This window comes from Methanolinea sp. (assembly GCA_016699325.1).
Classification (GTDB): Archaea; Halobacteriota; Methanomicrobia; order Methanomicrobiales; family Methanospirillaceae; genus UBA9949.
Map to the genome: position 1 here is coordinate 1,433,305 of CP064971.1, position 22,428 is coordinate 1,455,732.

Here is a 22,428-nt window from a genome sequence, read left to right on the forward strand (position 1 = left end):
GAATTTCCTGTATTTGTGCGTTCCTCAGAAGTGCTGTGTTGAATAAATCTGAAGTAATAAGTACCAAAATCCGAAGAACACGGAAGTCCCACCAATCTATCATGGCAAAGAGAACGTGATGGGGACATCTGCATGAAGATAATCGTGGTTGGACCGTATATGATGAACGACTCGTAAAGCGAGGCGAGTTTTACCCCTCTTTCCGACTTCATAGATCATTAGGACCCCCGTCTCGCCAGAATGAATGCGGGGGAACGAGGTCATCCATTCCACTACCAGGATTTGTTCATGCAGTGGATGACCTTGCATCCGTCTCTTCCTCCAGACGCTTTACCGCCAGATGAAGGGATTCACAAGGAAGCTCTCCCTCTTCATTCCATGTCTTCAAATTGTATCTTAAAACTCCAGTGTCTTGAGAAGCTCATCGGGGGCAAAGTCCAGAATTCTATTGATCGATACCGATTGATTGGGCTTGTTGTTGATGAGAAGCTTTTTCGGGGTGCACCAGTGGCAGGATAAGATTTACAGCACACCCATGACAGAGAGCCGTGCCGGGAGATACTCCTTCGTTACGAAATCGAGCCCTCTTGCCGCGAAGGCCTGCTGTTCGGACTTGAGATTGAGTGTGAGCTGGAGCCCGATCTGTTCTTTCCAGTAATCTGAAGAGAATCGCGGATCGGTGAGCTCACTCTTCAGGGCGGCAATATCTTTCTCATTGAGGTGGTCTGAAGGGAGGTTGTAGTCCCGGATATCGCTTGGCTGGACACCGATGAACTGGGCTTTCGGGGTGGCCAGGAGATCCGAGATATGAGCGCTCTTGATGGCACCATATGCAATGCTGGCATAGATGCGGTAGGACCAGGGGTCACCATCGGTGAAAACCACGACCGGGATGCCGAACTGGTCATTGATGCGGTTGAGGATGCGGCGGGTTGATCGAGCAGGCTGCCCCTTGAGGTGGACGAGAATCGCGCGAAACTCGCTGTCAAAGCCGTTCTCGATCAGGCGTGCATACATGCCGCCGGTCTCGATGGCGATCACAAACTGTGCATCGTGGTCAAGGAGCTCGATGTTCTCGACATTCGTCGGTATCTGGTAGCCGGCTTCCCCTACATCGTCCTGGCAATGGATGTCGCGGGCACCCCTGCGGGTCAGCTCTTTAAGCCGCAGGGGGCCGAAGATGGTTGCTCCGTCCTCTTCAGGCCTGAGGTGGAACGCTTCGCGCTGCATATCGGTCAGGATCTCTAGATCCTCGATGAGGAAGTTGCTCTCGTCCTGGGCCTGGAACTTCGCTTTCTTCCATCCCTCGGATATGTAATAGAGTTCTCTTAACGTCGATGACCGGTTCTCACTGATCTGGTTTTTCAAAAACCAGATGACCCAGGCCATCTTAAGGAGGTGGAGGGCGCTTTTTGCAGTCCCGGCCGACCGGGTACTCTCGCGGTTCCCGTATTTCCAGACCTCCGTTTCGTCATCGTACGCGATGTTTTGTTTGGTACGGGTCGGAAGCGAGATTGACGGTATTTCTCCACCGGCCATCTGCCTGTACCACTTTCTGGCGATCCCGACCAGACGCTCAGTTGCCAGGTTGTCAAGCTGCGACCTAGACATCCTGGTCCACCACCACGATTTGCCGCGGATCGATACCGCGCAGCTCCAGAGTACCTCCGCCACTTCCGGTAAATCTGGTCTGCCACGACTCTCCAGCTCCGACCGAGATCTGCCATACCTTGGTGTATTCATCCTCCAGCCGGGTAACAAAGTCAGGAGGCGGCCGGGCATCGTCGGCCGCATCGGGTGAGATGCTATACAGGGAGAGAGTGGCCGGTTGTGCGGTGTAGTTGACCAGCTCGATGACCACCGTGCCACTGTCAATCCTCTTCCGGGCGACCAGTCTTCGCATGACCCGGCCCTCTATATACGAGATATTGGGGATTGGCTCTTCGACAATCTCGGCCACTTTGGCGGCGAGATCGGGGAGAATGGCGCAGACTGCCTGGGCCCGGTCTTCCTGGAGCCGGTTCCGGTCCCGCCGGGAAAGGAATAATTTAAGGTCCCGGCCAAGATCCTGGAGGGCAAGCACTATCTCCCGCTCGATTTCAGGTATACCGGCAACGGCGTCCTTGCTCTCGCTCGTGAACGGCACATTGGTCGAGGCGACATGCACGAGGATGAGGAGCTGCCCGGTAGGCAACCCTGCCTGTGGAATGGAATAGTTCTTCCAGCTCATCCCGGCGATGGCCTGGGTGATGGCACAGGCTCCCTGCTGGTACATAAGCGGCACGCGGTTGGCGAACCGGAGGATCTGCGCATTGCCATCTGCGGGCAGCTTCCCGCCATACCCGATAGCCGCTTCGATGATGAAGGGGTGTCCGGAGAATACTGATCCTGGCCGTGTCCGTGCCCTGACAAAGTCTATCTGGAACTCCTTTTCGAGGCTCCGAATGATCAGCTCCTCTCCGATCGGCGAGAGACACTGGGCCACGGGAGGAGCAGGGACTTTCACCTCCTGCATGGCTTCGATGAGCCGTTTCTGCTCTTTTGGAGAGAGTGAACCCGCATCCCGGTTTCCGGGAAGCCCCGCTCTGGTACAGATCTCGCGGGCCGTCCTGGCCCCTACACGGGAGAAATGGTTTGAAAGAAAGTCTTCCAGGTGTTCTTTGGCGGGGATAAGCATCCGCCGAAGCTGCCCGATCTCGATCCCGTGAGGGTGGGGCTTTATGGCCTGCGGACAGGTGATCACCTCATCGCTCACCCGGTCAAAGAGGATGGTCTCGTCATCAAGTTCGAGCCGCAACCGGGCATGGGGGTTTACCACCGAGGTATACTTGAGATACTCAACCAGTCGCTTTCTGGCCGCGAGCGAGCTTCTAAATTCGATCTGGACACGGGTGCCATGGGTCCGGTCCCACTCGATCTCCTGCTGCGAGACGATGTCGGGTTCATTAGTCCCAACATCTATCTGAATCTCGACCCGGACCGCAGGACGGTCCGGTCCGGTCCGGGAGATAACAACCGTGGGAACCCCGGTCGTCAGCTGGGCATACAGGACCGCCGCTGAAATGCCGATCCCCTGCTGGCCCCGGCTCTGCCTGATCTGGTGAAAGCGTGAGCCGTAAAGCAGTTTCCCGAATACAAACGGGATCTGCCGGGAGACGATTCCAGGGCCGTTATCCTCGACAACGATGCGGAAAACGTCACCAGATTGCCGTCGGATGCCAATGTATATGTCAGGGAGGATCCGTGCCTCCTCGCATGCATCGAGTGCGTTATCAACTGCTTCCTTGATGGTGGTGATGATACCCCGGGTCGGGGAATCGAACCCAAGCAGGTGCTTGTTTCTCTCGAAGAATTCAGCGACACTGATGCTTCGCTGCTGCCGTGCAAGCTCTTCAGCGAGGCTCACTCCCATACACCTCTCTGATCGCATCGGGAAGCGGAAGCGCTTCCTGTCTGCCGGTCCGAAGATTCTTCACTGTAACCTGTCGCAGGTCGCGCTCCCGATCGCCAATGATCAGGGCATAGTCTGCCGATCGGGCGATCTGGGAGATCTGGTTTCCCAAGGATTTACCGGAAAGAACCAGCTCAGTCCTGATACCGGCCTTTCGGAATGCACCGGCAACGGTCATCGCCCAATCCCTGCCTCCCGGTGTGAACGCGACTCCGGCAATCGTTACAGGAACAGATTCCCTCTGGCCTCGTGCAACCATCACCCTGTCGAACCCGATGGCAAACCCGCAGGAGGGGGTCTCTTCTCCCCCAAAGAGGTGAGCCAGGCTGTACGTCCCTCCTCCGAGAACCTGGTTCTCTGCACCCAGGTTCTCGGAGAAGATCTCAAAGACCATACCGGTATAGTAATCGAGACCCCGGGCTATACCAGGATTCAGGGTATACTCCAGACCCGCTCCATCCAGTATCGAGAAGAGCTCTTCTATCCGGTCCCGACCTTGTAAATCTCCGGTTATGGCAAATATATCATCCAGGCTCCTGCTCTCCGTAAGAGCCGTGAGTTTATCGAAGAGTTCTTCCATGCCCTGGGATAAGAGGTATGCGTCAAGCCCTCCTGTATCCTTCTTGTCGAGGAACATCCTGATCTTCTTCTGGTCATCGGGGTCGAGGCCGGAAAGAAGGCTTCGCATGAACGAGAGGTGGCCAATATGGATGGAAAATGAGATGCCGCACGCCGCAAGGAGATCACGGGCAAGCAGGATGACCTCAGCTTCTGCAAGCGCTGAGTCAACACCGATCAGCTCGATCCCGAACTGCCAGAACTGTCGGTAACGTCCCTTCTGGGGCCGCTCGTACCGGAAACAATCGGCAAAGTAGAACCAGCGGAGCGGTTTTGGCATGGTCTTTCCCTGGTTGACATACAATCGCAGTACAGGGGCGGTGATCTCCGGACGCAGTGCAAGCTTTCGCCCGCCCTTGTCCTCGAAAACGTACATCTCCTGGATGATGCCTTCCCCAGAGCGGATGGTGAAGAGCTCGAGTTCCTCGAATTCCGGAGTGCAAACCTCCCGGTAACCCCAGTTACTGGCGATCCGGCGCATTGTCCCCTCCACTTCGCGCCGCTGTTCCATCTCATCAGGGAGGAAATCACGGGTTCCACGTGGTTTCTGGAGCATGGTATCAGACCTCCTTCTTGAGTGCACCTTTTCGCAGTGGAGCTTTTCCGAGAACCCGATCGAACGTTCCCTCGGATTCCCAGATCTTCTCCCGCTGCTCCCGCCCCTGCAGGTAGAGTGCAGCAAGGATCATGCCAAGCCCGAGGAGTTCGAAGGACGACAATCCGGTAACTGCGATACCAAGAACAGCGAGCGCTCCGTAGAGAACACCCCGGTAGGCTGCTTTCCGGTATCCCGGAAGCGCGGTCCGGTAAAAAATCCTGGCATCCCTCAGCCAGAGGAAAAAAACCACCGCCACTCCAAAGAGGGCGACATAGAGGAGATAGCTCATCAGTATGAACATGTCTCCCTGTACGGCCAATAACTTAACGGGAATTGCACATCACGTTTTTCCGGAGATTGGTTGATCGTTTTTTCGGAAGCGGTTGCAAACCTGCCGGAACGCGGGACTCGCACCGCATAAGCGGCTTTTCCCTTTTGAACGAACTTAATATAGGCGAGCTCATATCGTTATGAGAAAGGTATGCCTGCCAATAAAAGACTCCAGGTCATCCTTGAACAGCTCCGGAAGGGCACCATTACTGTCGAAGATGCCAAGCGGGAGATTGATTTTCTACGCATCGAAGCGGTCGGGGAGATCGCAAACCTCGACGTGGGAAGGTTTCTGCGGTGCGGGGTCCCAGAAGTGGTATTCGCGGAGGGCAAGGAAGCCGGGCAGCTCGCCGATATTGCACTTGCCCTGGCCGGTACTTCGGGTCGCTGCCTCGTCTCCCGCATCTCACGGGCTCAGTACACATTCCTCGCAGACCGGGCGACCGCGGCAGGGTTGGAGATAATTTGCCATGAACCGGCCCGAATGGCCGTCCTCTCGCGAGGGGTCCCCGTGGAGCCATCCGGTGGAGTGGTCGGGATCATCACTGCCGGAACATCTGATATCCGGGTTGCCGAGGAGGCGCGTGTCGTTGCCTGCGAGATGGGGTGCCGGGTGTGCACGGCCTACGATGTCGGAGCCGCCGGCATCCACCGCCTCTTCCCGGCCATAAGGAAGTGCTTCGATGCCCATGTATTTGTTGTCGCCGCCGGGAGAGAGGGAACACTTCCTGCGGTTGTCGCCGGACTCGTGGATCGACCGGTTATCGGCGTTCCGGTAAGCACCGGATACGGATATATGGGCCAGGGACAGGCGGCGCTGGCAAGCATGCTCCAGTCATGCTCGGTCCTCGCAGTGGTCAACATTGATGCAGGGTTTACGGCAGGGGCGTTTGCAGCCCAGATTGCGAACATGGCGGTGGTACAATGACCCGGGCGTTCTACATCGGGAGGTTCCAGCCCTATCACAATGGACACCAGTACGTGCTAGAGCGTATTGCAGAGGCGGCGCGGGAGATTATCATCGGGGTTGGGAGCGCCCAGCTCTCCCATGAGCCGGGAAATCCGTTCACGGCAGGGGAACGGATCCTGATGATAACCGGTTCGCTTGAGGAGATCGGGATTCCGCTCTACGTAATCCCTATCGAGGATATCCGGAGGAATGCCCTCTGGGTTTCGCATGTAAGATCGATGACCCCGCCCTTTGATCTGGTCTATTCCAGCAACCCGCTGGTGATGCAACTCTTCTCAGAGGCAGGGGTGAGCGTTGATTCGCCGGCGATGTATGCCCGGAACCTTCATTCCGGCACAGAGATCAGGAGAAGGATACTAAAAGGCGAGGAATGGGAGCAGCTGGTTCCTCCAGCGGTGGTCAGAGTTATCCGCGAAATTGACGGGGTGGAACGGCTCCGGAGGATCTCGGGCAACGATTGCGCCGATGAGTCCGGCCAAGACGATCGGAGACTGTAAGGCGTTTCATGTTCAAGTTCATCAAAGACCGGTTTCCAAGAGAGAGAGAAGAGAAACTGCGCACTGTGTCGATTGCCGAGGTACCGGCTCTGTTAGAGACCCGTGAAGCGGAAATCGCAGTGGATTTATCCGCCCGGATAGAACGCCACCGGAACGAGGTAATCGCTGCGCGGGAATACCTTAAGGAACTGATAGGAGATCTCCGCTCGAAAGAGCGTGAAGAGGCATACCATCCGAAACTCGAAAAGATTGCCAAAAACACGCTACCGCTTTTTGAGAAGTCCATGCTCTACTCACTTGCAAAAGACCTTCCCCGCGATTCCGAGGAGTTCTACATGGCATCAAGCGAATGCCTTAAAGGTTGCATCAAAGGGCTCGCCGGACCCGGGAGATACCTGCGGGGGGTCTTTCCTGATGAGATGAAAGAGATCCGGTTGACCGTGGACAGGATAGGGCGGGAGGTGAACGCCATGACACCGTCCATTGCCGAAGCACGGAAAAAACGAGACCAGATAGCGGATCTGCGCGAAACTGCTGCATCGCTTTCAGCCGCAGTAGCAAACCGCGAAAAGGCGGCACGTGACCTCCTTCGCATCCGTGATGAAATCAGTAGTGAAGAGCAGGCAACCGGGGAACTCAAAAAAACACTGGCGGTATCGGAGGAACCGGCCGCATCCGTAGAAGTTGACGGCCTGAAGGCCAGGATCTCCGCCATTAGCGGTGAGGTTTCTGCAGCCGATCGCGCGCTGCGGGCCGACGTTTCCGTGATCGCCCACCTTATGAGGAAAGGAGAGAAGATCCTCCAGCGGAGAGGGTCATCGGCACCACGCGAGATCGAAGCGGTGGTCGATATCTTTGCCGGACCAGATGTTCCGGCCGAGGATCAACTCCTCTCCGGTCTTTCCCGGGCCCTCCCACTGATCCGGAGCATGATTGCAAGCGGCGAGATCACCCTGAAGAACAAGGAAGAACGGGAACTCTTTTCCGAAGAGGTCGACGTAGCGGCACGGATCAGAGCGCTCTACGATCAGTACCGGGACGCCGAATCCCGGCTGGGTGCGGCCGAGCAGGCTTACGCGACACACCCACTAGTCGAAAAAATCCGACTGACACAGCATGAAAAGGAGACGAGAGAAACACGGCTTGCAGGTCTCCGGGACAAGATGGCCGCAATCGAAGAGCGGGAACAGGCCCTTGCCAGGGAGATACCGGCACTGATGGCTGCGATGGAACAGGGAATCTGTCACATTGAGGGTAGACCGGTCACGCTGGTTGGCAATAAGCATACATGAGAGGTGCCCGGACCAGCGGGTCTATATCGCTGTCCGGGATACTTCCCTCTGGAGGATTCCTTCTCAATGCCTGAAGAAGCATACCGCGTTCTCGAAGTTCATGCCGGCAAAGTCCGCTGTCGCCCGGACAGGGAGGAGACCATTGAGCACTGCAGGTTTTGTGTTTTTTCCCGCTCATTCCAGGTCCAGGGGCGCCAGGTGACGTCCCCTGCTCTCGCTTATTGCCTGCGGCACCGGGCCACGGGAGAAGTGAACATGAAGGAAGTGGAAGCCGTAACCTGTGCTGACCGCGCGGGGGAAGGCTACCGCAGCATGATGAACATCATCGGGTAACCGGTTCCTGCTCAGGGAGTCTTCCAGAACTCCCACCACCGTCTGGTCTGGAACGGCACCGGCCGCATCTCCCCACTCCGCTCGACATCGATGATGTGATGGACCAGTCGCACCTCATCGGCAAGATTCTTCAAGGAATGCTTCAGTTCTGCAATTTTTTCCAGTATCTCCTGGTATTCTTCGAAGGATCGTTTCTGGTTCAGGGTGACGGGCTGCCCTCCCATGACCTGCGTAAACCCATTGTCGATGAGTTCGAGGATCGCCCGGTTCCGGTCCAACCCTTGCTCTTTTGCAAACTTGTCGATGAGATCGCTCATCTCAGAATCCATGGTGATAGATACCCGTATCGCCATCTATACCTCCCCTGCGCCATGCTCTCACGGACTCATGGGGCGTCCGCACCTAAAAACCCCACTCCCGTCACGATTCAAAAAGGGCGAGAATGGGATCAAGTTGCAGGTGGCGCTCAAACTCGGCGGCCAGCTGCTCATAGGGGTCATGCCTGGCTACTTCATCCATTGGAATATACTCAAGGCCTTTTTGCGCGTACATCCAGGAGAGTAGGGCATTCCTTGCCGAGGGGTTCGTGAAAAGTCCATGGAGATACGTGCCAATTACAAGGCCGTCTCCAGAGACAGCCCCTTCCCCGCAAAAAGCCTCCTCGTCTCCGATCCGTTCGGTCTCGCCCATATGGATCACGTATCCCTTGACCGTTCCGATTGCAGCCAGGATTGGGCCGATTGCCGATGCAGTCCGTGTCACCTGCTCGGTGGTTTTTTCATACTTCGAGAAACGGGTGACGGTGCGGAGCAGTCCGAGCCCTTCATAGCGGCCCAATTGTGACTCGACACCATCGTCAATCACTTCCAGGCCGAGCATCTGGTAGCCCCCGCAGATCCCGATAATTGGGATTCCCCGTTCCCGTGCCGCACGGATTTCCGCGGCACATCCGCTCTTGTGCACTATCCGGAGGTCATCGACCGTGTTCTTGGTGCCCGGAATGATGATGCAGTCGTACCCGGAAAGGGAGAAGCCGGGTTTGACATATACCACCGCCGCCGACCGTTCCAGGGATTCGAAATCGGTGAAGTTCGATATCCGGGGCAGCCGGATGACCGCGATCCTGACCGGGTGGTCACATGTTTTCTTATCCTCGATTGAGAGCGAGTCTTCGCTGGGAAATGGTAAAGAGAGGTAAGGTATCACCCCAAGCACCGGGATGCCGCACAGATCCTCGAGGATCCGGATGCCGTCCTCAAAAAGGGCTGGATCACCGCGGAACTTGTTGATGACGACCCCAATGACCAGTGCCTTTATATCAGGAGGGAGAAGTTCGAGGGTTCCAAAGACCTGTGCAAAAACCCCTCCCCGTTCGATATCGGCAACCAGGATGATGGGAAGCCCCAGTTCCCGCTCGATCCTGATGTTGGCGATATCCCGGTCATACAGGTTCAGTTCCGCTGCTCCGCCGGCCCCTTCAGCAACGATATGCCCGTAACGGTTCATGAGCCGTTCTGCCGCCTGGACGGCATGGGAGAGCAGCATCCCAGTCTCCCGGTAATAGTCAGATATGGAGATGTCGCGGTAGGGCTGGCCCATAAGCACCACCTGGGAGATGTGCTCACTCTTGGGCTTAAGGAGGACGGGGTTCATATCCGCTTCCGGTTCGAGGCGGGCGGCAAAGGCCTGTGCAGCCTGGGCGATACCGATTTCCGCCCCGTCGCGCGTAACATAGGAGTTCAGGCTCATGTTCTGAGCCTTGAACGGGGCGGCTGTGATCCCGCGGTTGGACAGCACCCTGCATATCGCCGCAACCACCGTACTCTTCCCGACATGTGATGCGGTGCCGAGAACAAAAAGGGACATTTCTTGGCGAAAGGTTAGCGTGGAGTTTAAATAAAAGGTGTTCCTTTTAGCACTTTATGGGTCTTACAAGGGCCGGACGCATCCTCCTCGAGAGCAGATACCTCTTGCCCGGGGAAACTCCCCGGGAAATGTTCCGGAGAGTGGCCCGGGCGATCGGGACCCGTGAAGAAGAACAGTTCTTCAGGATGATGGATGATCTCCTGTTTCTCCCCAATTCACCAACTCTGATGAACGCAGGGGTGGCCGGAGGGCAGCTCTCTGCCTGCTTCGTACTGCCGGTAGGCGATTCGATTGAAGGTATCTTCCGTGCCCTCAACAACATGGCCCTCATCCACAAGAGCGGGGGTGGGACCGGGTTTTCATTCTCATATATCAGGCCGGCTGGAGACTGCGTCGGAAAAACGGCGGGGGTTGCCAGTGGACCAATCCCGTTCATCCATGTTTTTGATGAGGCTACGAGCGCCCTCAAGCAGGGCGGAAAACGCAGGGGTGCAAACATGGGGGTGCTGGCCAGTTCGCATCCCGATATCATCGCATTCATCCATGCCAAGCAGAATGGCGGTCTCCAAAACTTCAACCTCTCGGTCGGTTTCGATGAGACGTTTTTTTCCGCGCTTTCAAGGGACAACGATTACGACCTGGTAAATCCCCGGAATGGTGCAGTGTGGGACTCCGTTCCCGCACGATCCATCTGGGAGGAACTTGCGGCCGCGGCCTGGCTGTGCGGAGATCCCGGGATACTCTTCTTAGACCGTATCAACGAGACGAATACAGTACCGGGACTGGGACCAATCGAGGCGACCAATCCCTGCGGTGAGCAACCGCTCCTACCCTTCGAATCCTGCAACCTCGGAAGCATCAACCTCGCGGCATGCCTAACACGGGATGGTATCGATTTCGGGGAGCTTTCTGAAGTGATCGGACGGGCTGTCCGTTTCCTCGACCGGGTCATTGACATCAACTCCTACCCGATTCCCGAGATACGGGAAGCGAGCCTCCGCACCCGCAAGATCGGGCTCGGGGTGATGGGGCTTGCCGATGCCCTCATCCTTCTTGGGATTCCCTACCAGTCTGAAGAAGGATTGTCCACAACCGGCGAGGTGATGCGGTTCGTCCGGGATGAAGCCCATACCGCTTCCCGGGAGCTTGCCGAAGAAAACGGATCGTTTCCAGCAATCGGTCTCTCCACCTGGTCCGAGCCTATGCGGAACGCCACGGTAACCACCATCGCACCCACCGGCTCGCTCCATATCATAGCCGGTACGAGCAGCGGGATCGAGCCCTTGTTCTCCTTGTCCTTGGCCCGCAGCATTAACGGCCAGGTGATCAGTTCAATACATCCTTCAGTTGAGCGATTGATTGCACCCCTTCCAAGAGGCCACTCGATGATTAAGGAGATTCAGCGGACCGGGAGCGTGCAGCACCTCCCGGTTGGTGACGATATCCGGGAACTTCTCCGCACAGCGGCAGAGATTGAACCCACATTTCACGTCCGGATGCTGGCCCACGTCCAGAGGTATATCGACAATGCGGTCTCAAAAACTGTAAACCTCCCTGAAAATGCGACGTCCGGGGATATTTCCCGTACCTTCCTGCTCGCCCGTGATCTCGGTTGCAAGGGGATCACGGTATACCGTTATAACAGCCGTACTGACCAGGTTTTATCCCGGGGATGCGATACCTGCCGGGTCGATAGTTATTTCGGGTGAAGGGGCTCTTCGGATGGTTTATTCTGGCGCTCATCGCATTTCAGACTCGTTAAACCCCATCGAACCTCTCTATGGGATGCCAACAAATATATAAACAGAACTTGAACCTACCATGTAATGAATGGTGGGATTTGTCCGACGTGTGGACTACCTAAAGAACTCTGTATCTGTGAAGAAGTAGCAAAAGAGCAACAACGCATCAACGTTAAAGTCAACAAGCGCCGGTATGGCAAAGAGGTCACGGTCATCGAGGGTCTCGACCCTACGGATATCGATCTCGAAGATCTCTCAAAATATTTGAAAGGAAAACTTGCCTGCGGGGGAACGGTTAAAGGTAACTCGATTGAGCTCCAGGGTAACCACAAGGATCGGGTAAAAGATCTCCTCGCAAAGAAAGGATATAGCGTGGAAAATATCAGTTGAGCTTTTTTCAGATCCTTAAAAAACCTTTACCCGGTCACGCTGGCAGCAGGGGCCGCTACCGCTTATCCTTCTTTCCTTTCTTCGCACCGGCCATGGAGAGGAGGTCAAGGGCGTAACTCCCTTCAGTGCCAAGACCGACAACCCGTTCATCGGTCCTGGCCATCTTCTCGATATTCAACTCGTAGGTTCCGGGAGCGATGATCCTGATGCTCTCCACACGATCAAACCGGTCCCCTTTGACTGACGCTCCCTCTGCAGAGGCAGGTGCCGGTTCAGGTGCCGGTGCTGGCGGGTCTGGAAGAGCGCGATTTTTCTGTGCCTCCGGTCTTTCGAAATAGAATTTCTTTCCACCACATGTGCAGCCCTTCAGGATCTCTCCAGAGGAATCAGGGTATACTTTTCCACACGCTGCACAGATATGGACCATTTCTTCACCGCGATGAGACCCAGGCGCTGATAATGTCCTTATCCTTGCGGATCATGCGCAGCTGGTTTGCCGGTCCGATGACCGTGAGCCGGGATTCCGGCACGTTCCTGCCAAGGAGCCGCTGCAGGAACCCCGGTGCCTGGTCGCGGGACGGGTAGCTCTCGATCTCAATCCCATTGAAGCCGTCCGGGAGGATCTCGCGCATGGTCATTTCGATCAGTTTGCTCTGTTCTTCGGGGTCAAGCCCTTTTTCGAGAATCACAATCGTTCCTTCCCTGACATCATCGAGGATCATATGAATCTTTTCCATAGAGGTCAGTGTGGAGAGCCGTTCTTCAGATATGAGATCTATCTGGACACCCTGCTGCATACGTCACCCGAAATGGTATATCATCTGTTCATACAGTTCTTCGATGTTCTTCCCGCCTGTACACGAAATGGAGATGACAGGGTGTTGGGGAAATGCGCTCCTGATCCGCTGCGGGCTGGCATCCGGGAGATCGATCTTGTTTGCGGCGATAATGACCGGCAATCTCCTGCTCTCGATTATGCCGATCATCATGATGTTTACCTGCAGGAACGGGTCTTCCGTGCTGTCAAGCATGTAAATAACCCCATCGATATCTTCCCGCAGCCAGTGCATCGCCTCAGCCACCCCCTCGGTCGCTTCGCGTGCTCTGAGCACGGCCTCATCCCTCCCTACACCATATTCAAGGAACTCTTTATAATCGATCTTGGTTGTAACCCCTGGTGTATCAACGATATCGATTGTTATACTGCTCCCGTTGTTACCGGTGATGGTGAGATCCTGCTTCCGCGTGGCTCGCCGGGTTTCATGTGGTATCTCGCTTACCGGTCCGACCGTCTCGCCTGTCCAGTCCCGGGCTATCCGGTTGGCAAGGGTCGTCTTCCCCGCGTTGGGCGGTCCGTAAATCCCAATACGCGTGCGCCGTTTCCGGAAGAATGCTGCCAGAAATCTCGAGACACGGCTTTTTGCCTGGACAAAAATACTCATACCTTCCCTCAAAGCAGACGAAGATCCCCGGAACACATCCGGTTTTTCCTGTTCTTTTCATACACTCCTTTGGATAGAGATATTATTAGGTTTTGTATGTCGCTGGAGCGGGAACTGTCAAAGGAGGTATTATATACAGAGATTATTTTAATAATGATGGCTTGCAGTAGTGGTTACTGCGTATACCATTCTTTCAGGGACGTTCTTGAGGGGTGATTGAGTGAAAAATTCATCAGATTCGATTCGGTTCGAAACGCGGGTGCCGCTGAAGGAGGTGATGAGGAGGAATCCCACCACCATCCAGATCGAGGAATCGGTGGCGCGGGCAGCACGGGCCATGTGCCGCGATGAAGTGGGAAGCTGCATCGTGTTGCAGGACAACATTCCTGTCGGCATTGTGACAGAGGAAGACTTCAACTGCAAGGTAGTGGCGAAAGATAAAAAGCCGGGAGCCGTCAAGGTCAGCGAAGTGATGAGCACTCCCCTCATTACCGTCGGATCGGAAAAGACTGTGCGGGACGCGGCCCATATGATGATCAAGAACCATGTGCGTCGTCTTCCGGTGGTCGACGAGGAAAACCGGGTAATAGGGATTGTGACGGTGCGCGACATTCTCACGGTATCGACCGAGATCAACGAGCTCATGATCGACCTGATCGAGATCAACAGGGTGGAGGAAATCGAGGTGGGCATGTGCAGCAGGTGCGGCACGATGTCAGATGACCTGCGTCGTATCGATAACGTGATGCTCTGTCCCTCCTGCAGGGAGGAGGATTTCCTCCAATGAAAACTGCATCAGATTTCCTGGTTGACATTCCCCTCCTCCAAAATGAGGACCTGGTCACCAAGGCCAGGAAGATCATGCGGGAAGATATCTACCGTGAACTGTATGTCCACGATGGCCAACGGAAGCTGCTCGGGTATATAGATATAACTGATGTGCTCCGGGTGACCGCAACCAAGTCAAACGTAACCATCAAGGGATACGTAAAGGAAATCACCCCCGTATCCCCTGGTGATCATGTGGATAGCGTGCTGGTTGCCATCCGGAACAGCGCTACTGACAGCGTGCCTGTGGTGGACGGGCAGAACATTATCCTTGGTGGCGTTCTTCTTTCCGAGCTCTTTCCGGTCGCCATCACCACCCATAAACTACAGGGATCGGTCAAGGACTGCATGTCACGCAACGTTATTACCTGCAGCACCGATGATACTGCACAGAGAATCCATAACCTTATCACCGAAAGTGGTTTTACTGCATTTCCGGTTGTCAAGAGACGGAGGCTTGTTGGGATGATTTCACGCCGTGATCTACTGAAAGACGGGCGGTGGCGCACCGCATCCGAGAGCAGCATCCCGATCGAAGGGATCATGTCCACCCCGGTCATGACGGTGTCTCCGGATGATTCGACAGGTGATGCTGCTGCCCTGATGGTGAAGTATGACGTCAGCAGGCTCCCGGTCATCGATGATGAAAAGATCGTCGGCATTATTGATCGGCACGACATTCTGAAAGCTCTTGGGTGAGAGGCCCTCGAAAGAATCGCTTTTCAAATTACTATGAGAACAGAGGTTGAATGATGCACAGCAATGATAAAAATTTCAAGCAGGCGGATAAACTCCTGAAGATGCCGGGGAAGCTCGATCGCGGACCGGTCGAGTTCAAGTCCCATATCGTCTCCCGTGAAGGGGACATCATGGCACTGGCAACCCGCGAGGTGATTTCGGTTCCCCCCACCAGCACCATCATGGCTGCTGTTGAAAAGATGACATCGTGCGGGTTCAGGAGATTGCCGGTTGTGGATCCCGGCAGCGGAAAACTGCGGGGAATCATAACCTCCGGGGATATCATCAATTTCATGGGTGGCGGAGACAAGTTCAACCTCGTACAGGTAAGGCATGGAGGTAACCTCCTTGCCGCAATCAATGAGCCAGTCAGGACCCTTATGACCCAGCAGCTGACTTTTCTCCCAGATACTGCCGATATAGAAGATGCCATTGAGATCATCGTGAGCAAGAAGGTTGGAGGAATGCCAATAACCGACAACGATGGAGTACTGGTAGGAATGGTCACCGAGCGGGATGTCATGAAGGTTCTCGCAACCGAGAAAGTAAACCTCTCGGTCAATGACATCATGACCACCGCGCTCCGGGTTACTGATCCGGACTGTCCGATTGGGAAGGTTACCCGGGACATGACCACCTACCGGTTCCGGAGACTCCCGGTTGTCAGCGGCGACGTCCTCTATGGAATCGTCACCACGAGCGACATTATGAAATACCTTGGAACCAGAAAGGTCTTCGACCAGCTGGTCACCGGTGATGTGGCAGAAGTGATGGGCCTCCCGGTGAGAAACCTGGTCTCCTCAAATCTCGTGACGACTTCACCTGAAAAGGGTGTCAATGAAGCTGCCCGGGAAATGCTTGATCGCAACGTTGGCGGCCTCCCGGTAATCGAACGGGCGCGGTTGGTCGGTCTGGTCACCGAGTTTGACATGGTAAAAGCACTTGCCAAGAGGTGATAGCTGATGAAAGCGGCAGATGTGATGACTGCTCCGGTCTATGTGGTCAGGCCTGCGGAGAATGTTGCCCGCGCCCGGAACCTGATGCTGAAGCACCGTATATCGCGGTTGCCGGTCATCGAGAACGGAAAGCTCGTCGGCATTATCACCAAGAAAGATATTGGCTACCGGCTGCGCCAGACTGAACCGATCTGGAGGCGCCGGCCGATTGATACCATTCCTATCTCGATTCTCATGACCCCGGATCCGGTAACAGTCAGCCCTGATACCAGCATCAGGGCAATCGCATTCCGGATGATCAATGATGACATCAGCGGGGTCCCGGTGGTGGAGAACGGCGACGTTGTCGGGATTGTCACCAAGTCGGACCTCATGCGGTCCTCCCTCCTCGGGAAGATCACAACACGGGTAGGAGATGTGATGGAGGATGTGATTACCATCTCCCGATACCACTCGCTGACCCACATCATCGACCTGATGCGGGAGCGAAACGATACCGTGGTTGTTATCAACAACGATGGAACCCTTGCCGGAATCATAACTCAAAGCAACCTTGCATTCTTCCTCTACGTCAACGAGAAAATGGAGCTGCCGGTCAAGGACATAACCATGCTCCGCAAGGAAGCCCATGGCGGGAGGAAATCGCTGCGCTATGTGATAGAAACCGCGGCGATTGCCGAAGATTTTATGTCCCGGCCGGTAATCACCATCGCACCGGATGCCCCGGTGAGCGATGCGGTCGCGCTCATGCGGGGAGAGCACATAAACAGCCTGGTCGTCGTGCAGGATAACGATATCAAGGGAATCATTAAAAGAGATGATCTCATCAGGGAAGTGGCAAAATGAGCGACGAACTTTTTATCAGGGATGTCATGTCCCGCCCGATCACCATATCGAAATCGGCAGTCATTACGGAGGCCCTCGACAAAATGCTCGGGGAAGGTGTTGACCCCCTCATCGTGATTCATAACAATACCGTTGTGGGAACTGTCTCCCGGAAGAGCGTTGCCGAGAAGCTGGGTACCAGACGTAACTCGGCAATCTCCCCAAACTCTATCCATGTCGCAAGCACTGTTGAAGAAGATTTTACGACCGTTTACCCGGACCAGGATATCGAAATCCTGATCCCCCTCCTCCAAGTCTACAAGCTGGTGGGGGTCTATGACGACGACCACCGCCTTGTCGGGAAGGTGACGGCCCATGATCTGCTCAGGCGCTACCGGCCAGCGGTGCCCCTGGTCGAGGTCGTAGAAAAAGCCTGCACCATCGCTACTGAAGAACGCGTCGTGCATCTCCGGAGGCGAATGCTCGATGACAATATCCTCCGCTTTATCGTCACCGACCGTGATCAGGTGGTCGGGATCGTCACCGAGACCGATGTCGCAGTGGCGATGCGGAACTTCCGGGAGGTTGTTGACGACAAGCATCAGGACCACCGAATCCGGAACCTGCTCGTCAAGGATATAATGAGCACCCCGGTTATGTCCATGGATTCAGGATCGAATCTCGACGATGTCATCGACATGATGATTGCAAAAAATATCAGCACGCTGCCCATCACCACCGGCACCAGGCTTACCGGGATCGTTACCCGGGAATCCCTTATCAGGGCCCTTTAAGCCCTCCCTTTTATCTACAACCGCGTGAATCTTCACGGGAATCATTATCTGGAATCAATGGTAATGTGATTGAAGACAATGACGATGGTACCGACCGATCCGGTTGTTCCACAGGAGAACGTTGCCGATCTCCTCGACGCGATGAGCAGGACAGGGTTTCAGGGGCGGAGGCTCGGGGAATCGTTCAAGATCTGGCAGGCGATGATCGGCGATCCCGATTGCACGATCCTGCTGGGTCTTTCCGGTGCGATGATACCTGCTGGGATGCAGCGTTGCCTCATGACCCTGGCAGAGCGGCATTACATTGATGCAATTGTATCAACCGGAGCAAACATATTTCACGACCTCTGCGAACACTTCGGGATTCATCACTACCAGGGTCACCACCACGTGGATGACGGGGAGCTCTTCCGGCAGGGTATCGACCGGATCTACGACATCTTCGCTTTTGAGGAGGAATTCAGGGGGATCGACGCACGGATTGCTTCGTTTGCCCGGGAGATAGCCCCTTTCTCCGGGTCATCGACAGAATTCGTGAGGAAGCTGGGGGAGTTTGCCGCCAGGGAACAGCCGGAAGGAAAATCGCTGATCGCCACTTGCTTCAGGGAGGAGATCCCCGTGTTCGTCCCAGCACTTGCCGACTCTTCTATCGGTATCGGGCTCGTCATGGCCCGGAGGGATGGTGTGGCTGTGGATGTGGATCAGCTGGCCGATGCCGACCAGATAACCCGATTCGTGGAAGGCGCGGCTACTACAGGTGTCATCTTCATCGGAGGTGGCGTGCCCAAGAATTTTATCCAGCAGACCCAGGTCATCGCCTCCATCCACGAAGCCGGCCTGCACGGTCATGCATATGCCATCCAGTTCACCACTGATGCTCCCCACTGGGGAGGGCTCTCAGGTTGCACCTTCGAGGAAGCCATCTCCTGGGGGAAAGAGACGCTCGACTGCCCCAGAGTCCAGGTCTTCTGCGATGCCACCATCGCCCTCCCCCTGGTTACCTCGGCCCTGTTTGCCCGTGACGTGAAGAGGAAGAGAAAATGAACTTATTCCGGGTCCGCCCGGCGGACTAACCCAAAGGGTTAATAGCTGTCCATTCCAATAATGATGCACCATTCATGGAGTGGCATCACCAGGTGCTGCGAGTGTCGATACGACGCGAGTTTCTCTGTTGAGGTAGCCAAGCTAGGTATGGCGCAGGTTTGCTAAACCTGTGTCCCCCTGGGACTCGAGGGTTCAAATCCCTCCCTCAGCGCTCAAGAATCTCAGTCACGGAGGATTGGATGGCTCAGGAAGAAGAGATCAGGTATTTCGTCAGGGTCAGCAATACAGACCTTGACGGGACAAAGCCGGTCCACATTGCGCTGACCGGGATTTCCGGAGTGGGAATGCATACGGCTCAGGTTATTGCGACGCTGGCGAAGGTTGACGAGAAGGAACTGATGGGGCGCATCACTGATGAGGAAGCAGACCGCATCCGCGAAGTTGTAGGTTCCTACACATCACGGGTTCCCTCTTGGATGATGAACAGGCCGAAGGATGTCTATACCGGCGAACCGCGACACCTCTTCGGCAGCGATGTCTCTCTTTCGCGTGAAGAGGATGTCAACATCATGAGAAAGATACGCTGTTACAAGGGTATCAGGCACGAGACCGGTCAGAAAGTACGAGGCCAGCGGACCAAATCCACTGGGAGGACCGGGCTTACGGTAGGTGTAAAGCGGAAGAAGGAATAATCCAGGTGATTGCATGGGATACCCGGGAAAGAACCATAAACAGTACCAGACACCCAAACGCCCATTTGAAAAGACGCGGATTGAGGAAGAGAACAAGATGGTCATCGAGTACGGGCTCCGGAACAAACGTGAGGTATGGAAGGCTCAGAGTTACCTTCGCCGCTACCGGAAAGCCGCCCGTGAAATACTTGCCCTCATGTCCGCCGGGACGGATCAGGAGCGGTTCGATGCCAAAAAAACCGAACTCATCGACCACATGCAGAGGATGGGATTGCTCGGTCCGGATGCAGATATCGATGACGTGCTTGCGCTGAAAATTCCGCAGGCGCTCGAGCGGAGGCTTCAGACGCTGGTGTACCGTCATGGACTGGCTCGTTCACCGAAACAAGCGCGGCAGCTCATCACCCATGGGCACATCGCAATTTCCGGAAGGAGAGTAAACATACCCGGATACCGCGTGACACGGGCCGAAGAGAGCCAGATCTCGTATTATGGACGATCGGTATTCACCGGCGCTGATCATGCCGAACGGGCACGGATCACGAGGGCAGGGAGATAAACGTGGCGGCAGAGAAGGAAAAATGGGGTATCGCCCACATCTATGCCTCGTTCAATAATACCATCATCACCATCACCGATCTATCCGGCGCCGAGACCATCACCAAGAGCAGCGGCGGCATGGTGGTCAAGCAGGATCGGAACGAAAGTTCCCCTTACGCCGCAATGCAGATGGCCTCGAATGTCGCTCAAACAGCGAGAGAGAAGGGTATCATGGGCGTGCATGTCAAGGTCCGTGCGCCGGGCCGCGGAAAACAACGGAGCCCCGGGCCTGGAGCACAGGCAGCCATCCGCGCCCTGGCCCGGGCCGGCATGAGGATCGGGAGGATCGAGGACGTCACTCCGGTCCCCCATGATTCAATCCGCGCCAAGGGCGGACGGCGGGGAAGGAGAGTCTGAATGGAGATAGCATTCTCCGTCCTTGATGACCAGATTGCCCGGTTCCGACTCGATGGAAGTAGCATAGCATTTGCTAACTCTCTCCGGAGGGCAATGATTGGAGAGGTCCCCTCACTGGCCATTGAGGATGTGAAAATCTACGATAATACGAGCGCGCTCTTCGATGAGATGCTTGCCCACCGCATCGGCCTGATCCCCCTCAGGACCGATGAAGGGTGCCTCATTCCCAGGGACGTTTGCTCCTGCGGCGGAGTGGGATGCCCTTCCTGCAGTGTCCTCTTCACCATGAGCGTGGAAGGGCCCGGCGTGGTGACCTCAAAGGATCTCATCTCGCAGGACCAGCGGATCGGACCGGCCAGCCCAGATATCCCCATCGTCAAGCTCGTCAAGGATCAGAAAGTGGTGCTGGAAGCCCGCGCTGTTGTTTCCCGCGGGAGGGAGCACGCAAAGTGGCAACCCACTACAGCGTGCGGGTACAAGAACTACCCGGTCATCATAGTCAATGACCGGTGTGACGCCTGCGGGCAATGCGTGGAAGAATGCCCGCGGGAAATCCTCGAGATCAGGGGGGGGCGTGTGGCTGTTATCGAGGGGAGGCTCGAATCCTGCTCGCTCTGCCGCCTCTGTGAACGGGCATGCCTGAATACCGGGATCGGTGAGGAAGCCGGAATAACTGTCAGGAGCGACGAGTCCAGGTTCCTCTTCGTTGTTGAAGGGGACGGATCGTTCCCGGTGAAAAGCATCATCAGGCAGGGACTGGACTATCTCAGGGCACAGTCGCAGGAATTTTCAGCACAGATATCCGAGATTTTAGGAGAGACCCGGGATGAACACCAGAAAGAGTAGGAAGAGCAACCCCCGCCTCACCAGCCTCATCTCCCTCTTGAAGACCACCTCGAGGGAGAACGAGGTTAACATCTGGAGGGATATTGCCGACCGCCTTGAAGCCCCGGCCAGGAACTATGCCGAGGTCAATTTGAGTAAAATCAACCGGTATGCAAACAACGGAGAGATCATTATCGTCCCCGGTAAAGTGCTCGGCAGCGGGATGCTCCAGGTTCCCGTGAGGGTTGCGGCCCTGAACTTTTCCCAGGCTGCATCAGAGAAGATCCGGCAGGCTGACGGCGAATGCATGACTATCGAGGATCTGATCACGACCAACCCGAAAGGGCGCAGGGTCAGGATACTGAGGTGAGATCATACATGGTAACAGTGATCGATGGTGACGGGCTGCTTCTCGGCAGGGTTGCGAGCCTTGTAGCGAGACGGGCCCTCTCCGGAGAAGAGATCGCGATCATCAACGCTGAAAAGGTTGTAATCTCAGGAAGCCGGGCACAGGTTCTTGCGAACTATGACCATAAACGACAGCGTGGATCCCGCGAGGGAGGGCCATTCTTTCCGAGGCGTCCTGACCATATCGTGAAACGAACCATCCGCGGGATGCTGCCTTACAAGCGTCCAATAGGAAGGGAGGCCCTCTCACGAGTTAAAGTCTACGTTGGGATCCCTCACCAGCTTGCAGGATTCGACCGGGAGATACCCGATGAGGCGCATATGGACCGGCTGAACACCCCGAAGTTCTTAACCGTCGGGGCAGTGAGTACCTTCCTGGGAGCCAAGTTCTAGGAGAGGCGAGAGCATGGTAAAGATAGTCAATACAAGCGGGAAGAGAAAGACGGCGATAGCCCGGGCGACATTCCGGCCGGGCAACGGCACTGTGAGGATCAATTCCGTCCCCCTCGAGGTCTACCCGAATGAGGTGGTCCGGATGAAAATCTCCGAGCCGCTTCTCCTGTTCCCCAGCGCCATCGATCAGATCGATGTGGCGATCGATGTCAACGGCGGGGGTATCATGGGACAGGCCGAGGCTGTCCGCACAGCGCTGGCACGGGGTATCATCAGGTGGCACAACGATCCTCAAATCAAGGATCTCTTCCTGTCCTATGACAGGACCCTCCTGGTCAACGATTCGCGGCAAAAGGAGCCGAAGAAACCCCACGGCCGTGGTGCACGCAAGAAATTCCAAAAGTCTTATCGTTGATATGACAAAATGAATTAGGAGATC

28 protein-coding genes and 1 tRNA gene are annotated in these 22,428 nt (G+C 55.6%); 20 read left to right on the plus strand and 9 right to left on the minus strand.

Going from position 1 to position 22,428, the window contains the following annotated elements:
* Positions 1–522 precede the first annotated feature (522 nt).
* The 4 genes from IPI71_07575 to IPI71_07590 are packed head-to-tail and all read right to left on the minus strand — an operon-like array spanning position 523 to position 4,956.
* Positions 523–1,611: a DNA topoisomerase IV subunit A gene (locus IPI71_07575; protein QQR70527.1), complete on the minus strand. Its 1,089-nt coding sequence runs from the start codon at positions 1,609–1,611 to the stop codon at positions 523–525.
* Positions 1,604–3,406 (minus strand): DNA topoisomerase VI subunit B, encoded by a 1,803-nt coding sequence (locus IPI71_07580; protein ID QQR71988.1) that lies wholly within the window; start codon positions 3,404–3,406, stop codon positions 1,604–1,606. The genes IPI71_07575 and IPI71_07580 overlap by 8 nt, the downstream gene beginning before the upstream one ends.
* Positions 3,393–4,625, minus strand: coding sequence for a histidine--tRNA ligase (locus tag IPI71_07585; GenBank protein ID QQR70528.1), 1,233 nt, complete (start codon positions 4,623–4,625; stop codon positions 3,393–3,395). Before IPI71_07585 ends, IPI71_07580 begins: the two co-directional genes overlap by 14 nt.
* Positions 4,626–4,629: 4 nt before the next feature.
* Positions 4,630–4,956, minus strand: a complete 327-nt coding sequence (locus tag IPI71_07590; protein QQR71989.1) for an ABC transporter permease — start codon at positions 4,954–4,956, stop codon at positions 4,630–4,632.
* A gap of 192 nt (positions 4,957–5,148) precedes the next feature.
* Between IPI71_07590 and larB the strand changes: the two genes are divergently transcribed.
* The 4 genes from larB (at position 5,149) to IPI71_07610 (ending at position 8,089) form a co-directional block, all read left to right on the plus strand.
* Positions 5,149–5,925, plus strand: coding sequence for a nickel pincer cofactor biosynthesis protein LarB (larB, locus tag IPI71_07595; GenBank protein QQR70529.1), 777 nt, complete (start codon positions 5,149–5,151; stop codon positions 5,923–5,925).
* Positions 5,922–6,464 carry a nicotinamide-nucleotide adenylyltransferase gene (locus tag IPI71_07600; GenBank protein QQR70530.1) on the plus strand — a complete coding sequence of 181 codons (543 nt, stop codon included), beginning with the start codon at positions 5,922–5,924 and terminating at the stop codon, positions 6,462–6,464. Before larB ends, IPI71_07600 begins: the two co-directional genes overlap by 4 nt.
* Positions 6,465–6,472: 8 nt before the next feature.
* The gene (locus tag IPI71_07605; protein QQR70531.1) at positions 6,473–7,756 is read left to right on the plus strand and encodes a hypothetical protein; all 1,284 of its coding nucleotides are present in this window, start codon (positions 6,473–6,475) and stop codon (positions 7,754–7,756) included.
* Positions 7,757–7,822: 66 nt separating this feature from the next.
* Entirely contained in the window at positions 7,823–8,089 is a 267-nt protein-coding gene (locus tag IPI71_07610; protein QQR70532.1) for a hypothetical protein, read from the plus strand.
* An 11-nt stretch (positions 8,090–8,100) separates the two neighbouring features.
* On the opposite strand, the gene IPI71_07615 is transcribed toward IPI71_07610, so the two are convergent.
* A complete protein-coding gene (locus tag IPI71_07615) occupies positions 8,101–8,442 on the minus strand; it encodes a type II secretion system protein E (GenBank protein QQR70533.1) in 342 nt (113 codons plus the stop codon).
* Between the two features lie 67 nt (positions 8,443–8,509).
* Positions 8,510–9,955 (minus strand): cobyric acid synthase, encoded by a 1,446-nt coding sequence (locus tag IPI71_07620; GenBank protein QQR70534.1) that lies wholly within the window; start codon positions 9,953–9,955, stop codon positions 8,510–8,512.
* 56 nt (positions 9,956–10,011) lie between these two features.
* Here IPI71_07620 and IPI71_07625 point away from each other — a divergent pair, with 56 nt between their 5' ends.
* Together IPI71_07625 and yciH are read left to right on the plus strand one after the other, a co-directional pair.
* Complete coding sequence (locus tag IPI71_07625; protein QQR70535.1) at positions 10,012–11,664, plus strand: adenosylcobalamin-dependent ribonucleoside-diphosphate reductase; 1,653 nt, start codon at positions 10,012–10,014, stop codon at positions 11,662–11,664.
* Between the two features lie 117 nt (positions 11,665–11,781).
* A complete protein-coding gene (gene yciH, locus IPI71_07630; protein ID QQR70536.1) occupies positions 11,782–12,087 on the plus strand; it encodes a stress response translation initiation inhibitor YciH in 306 nt (101 codons plus the stop codon).
* A 55-nt stretch (positions 12,088–12,142) separates the two neighbouring features.
* Here the strand turns inward: yciH and IPI71_07635 are convergent, their stop codons facing one another.
* From IPI71_07635 to IPI71_07645, 3 genes are read right to left on the minus strand one after another with little or no spacing between them, the layout of a single operon-like run.
* Positions 12,143–12,514, minus strand: a complete 372-nt coding sequence (locus tag IPI71_07635) for a hypothetical protein (protein ID QQR70537.1) — start codon at positions 12,512–12,514, stop codon at positions 12,143–12,145.
* Positions 12,515–12,518: 4 nt separating this feature from the next.
* Positions 12,519–12,884 (minus strand): DUF2073 domain-containing protein, encoded by a 366-nt coding sequence (locus IPI71_07640; protein QQR70538.1) that lies wholly within the window; start codon positions 12,882–12,884, stop codon positions 12,519–12,521.
* Positions 12,885–12,887: 3 nt separating this feature from the next.
* On the minus strand, positions 12,888–13,529 hold the full coding sequence (locus IPI71_07645; protein QQR70539.1) for a GTP-binding protein: 642 nt from the start codon (positions 13,527–13,529) through the stop codon (positions 12,888–12,890).
* Positions 13,530–13,749: 220 nt separating this feature from the next.
* On the opposite strand from IPI71_07645, the gene IPI71_07650 reads away from it, so the two are divergent.
* The 14 genes from IPI71_07650 to IPI71_07715 all read left to right on the plus strand — a co-directional run bounded on the left by IPI71_07650 (position 13,750) and on the right by IPI71_07715 (position 22,404).
* Positions 13,750–14,316: a CBS domain-containing protein gene (locus IPI71_07650; protein QQR70540.1), complete on the plus strand. Its 567-nt coding sequence runs from the start codon at positions 13,750–13,752 to the stop codon at positions 14,314–14,316.
* Positions 14,313–15,056 (plus strand): CBS domain-containing protein, encoded by a 744-nt coding sequence (locus tag IPI71_07655; protein ID QQR70541.1) that lies wholly within the window; start codon positions 14,313–14,315, stop codon positions 15,054–15,056. The genes IPI71_07650 and IPI71_07655 overlap by 4 nt, the downstream gene beginning before the upstream one ends.
* A gap of 53 nt (positions 15,057–15,109) precedes the next feature.
* Positions 15,110–16,051 (plus strand): CBS domain-containing protein, encoded by a 942-nt coding sequence (locus IPI71_07660; protein ID QQR70542.1) that lies wholly within the window; start codon positions 15,110–15,112, stop codon positions 16,049–16,051.
* Positions 16,052–16,057: 6 nt separating this feature from the next.
* A complete protein-coding gene (locus IPI71_07665) occupies positions 16,058–16,897 on the plus strand; it encodes a CBS domain-containing protein (GenBank protein ID QQR70543.1) in 840 nt (279 codons plus the stop codon).
* A complete protein-coding gene (locus IPI71_07670) occupies positions 16,894–17,670 on the plus strand; it encodes a CBS domain-containing protein (protein ID QQR70544.1) in 777 nt (258 codons plus the stop codon). The genes IPI71_07665 and IPI71_07670 overlap by 4 nt, the downstream gene beginning before the upstream one ends.
* 84 nt (positions 17,671–17,754) lie before the next feature.
* On the plus strand, positions 17,755–18,714 hold the full coding sequence (locus tag IPI71_07675; GenBank protein ID QQR71990.1) for a deoxyhypusine synthase: 960 nt from the start codon (positions 17,755–17,757) through the stop codon (positions 18,712–18,714).
* A 126-nt stretch (positions 18,715–18,840) separates the two neighbouring features.
* A tRNA-Ser gene (locus IPI71_07680) sits at positions 18,841–18,925 on the plus strand.
* 28 nt (positions 18,926–18,953) lie between these two features.
* Entirely contained in the window at positions 18,954–19,406 is a 453-nt protein-coding gene (locus IPI71_07685) for a 30S ribosomal protein S13 (GenBank protein QQR70545.1), read from the plus strand.
* Positions 19,407–19,419: 13 nt separating this feature from the next.
* Complete coding sequence (locus IPI71_07690; GenBank protein QQR70546.1) at positions 19,420–19,965, plus strand: 30S ribosomal protein S4; 546 nt, start codon at positions 19,420–19,422, stop codon at positions 19,963–19,965.
* Positions 19,966–19,967: 2 nt separating this feature from the next.
* The gene (locus tag IPI71_07695) at positions 19,968–20,363 is read left to right on the plus strand and encodes a 30S ribosomal protein S11 (protein QQR70547.1); all 396 of its coding nucleotides are present in this window, start codon (positions 19,968–19,970) and stop codon (positions 20,361–20,363) included.
* The gene (locus IPI71_07700; GenBank protein ID QQR70548.1) at positions 20,364–21,209 is read left to right on the plus strand and encodes a DNA-directed RNA polymerase subunit D; all 846 of its coding nucleotides are present in this window, start codon (positions 20,364–20,366) and stop codon (positions 21,207–21,209) included.
* Positions 21,190–21,558 (plus strand): 50S ribosomal protein L18e, encoded by a 369-nt coding sequence (locus tag IPI71_07705; protein QQR70549.1) that lies wholly within the window; start codon positions 21,190–21,192, stop codon positions 21,556–21,558. The genes IPI71_07700 and IPI71_07705 overlap by 20 nt, the downstream gene beginning before the upstream one ends.
* Before the next feature lie 8 nt (positions 21,559–21,566).
* Positions 21,567–21,989 (plus strand): 50S ribosomal protein L13, encoded by a 423-nt coding sequence (locus IPI71_07710; protein ID QQR70550.1) that lies wholly within the window; start codon positions 21,567–21,569, stop codon positions 21,987–21,989.
* A 13-nt stretch (positions 21,990–22,002) separates the two neighbouring features.
* Entirely contained in the window at positions 22,003–22,404 is a 402-nt protein-coding gene (locus IPI71_07715; protein QQR70551.1) for a 30S ribosomal protein S9, read from the plus strand.
* The last annotated feature ends 24 nt before the right edge of the window (positions 22,405–22,428 follow it).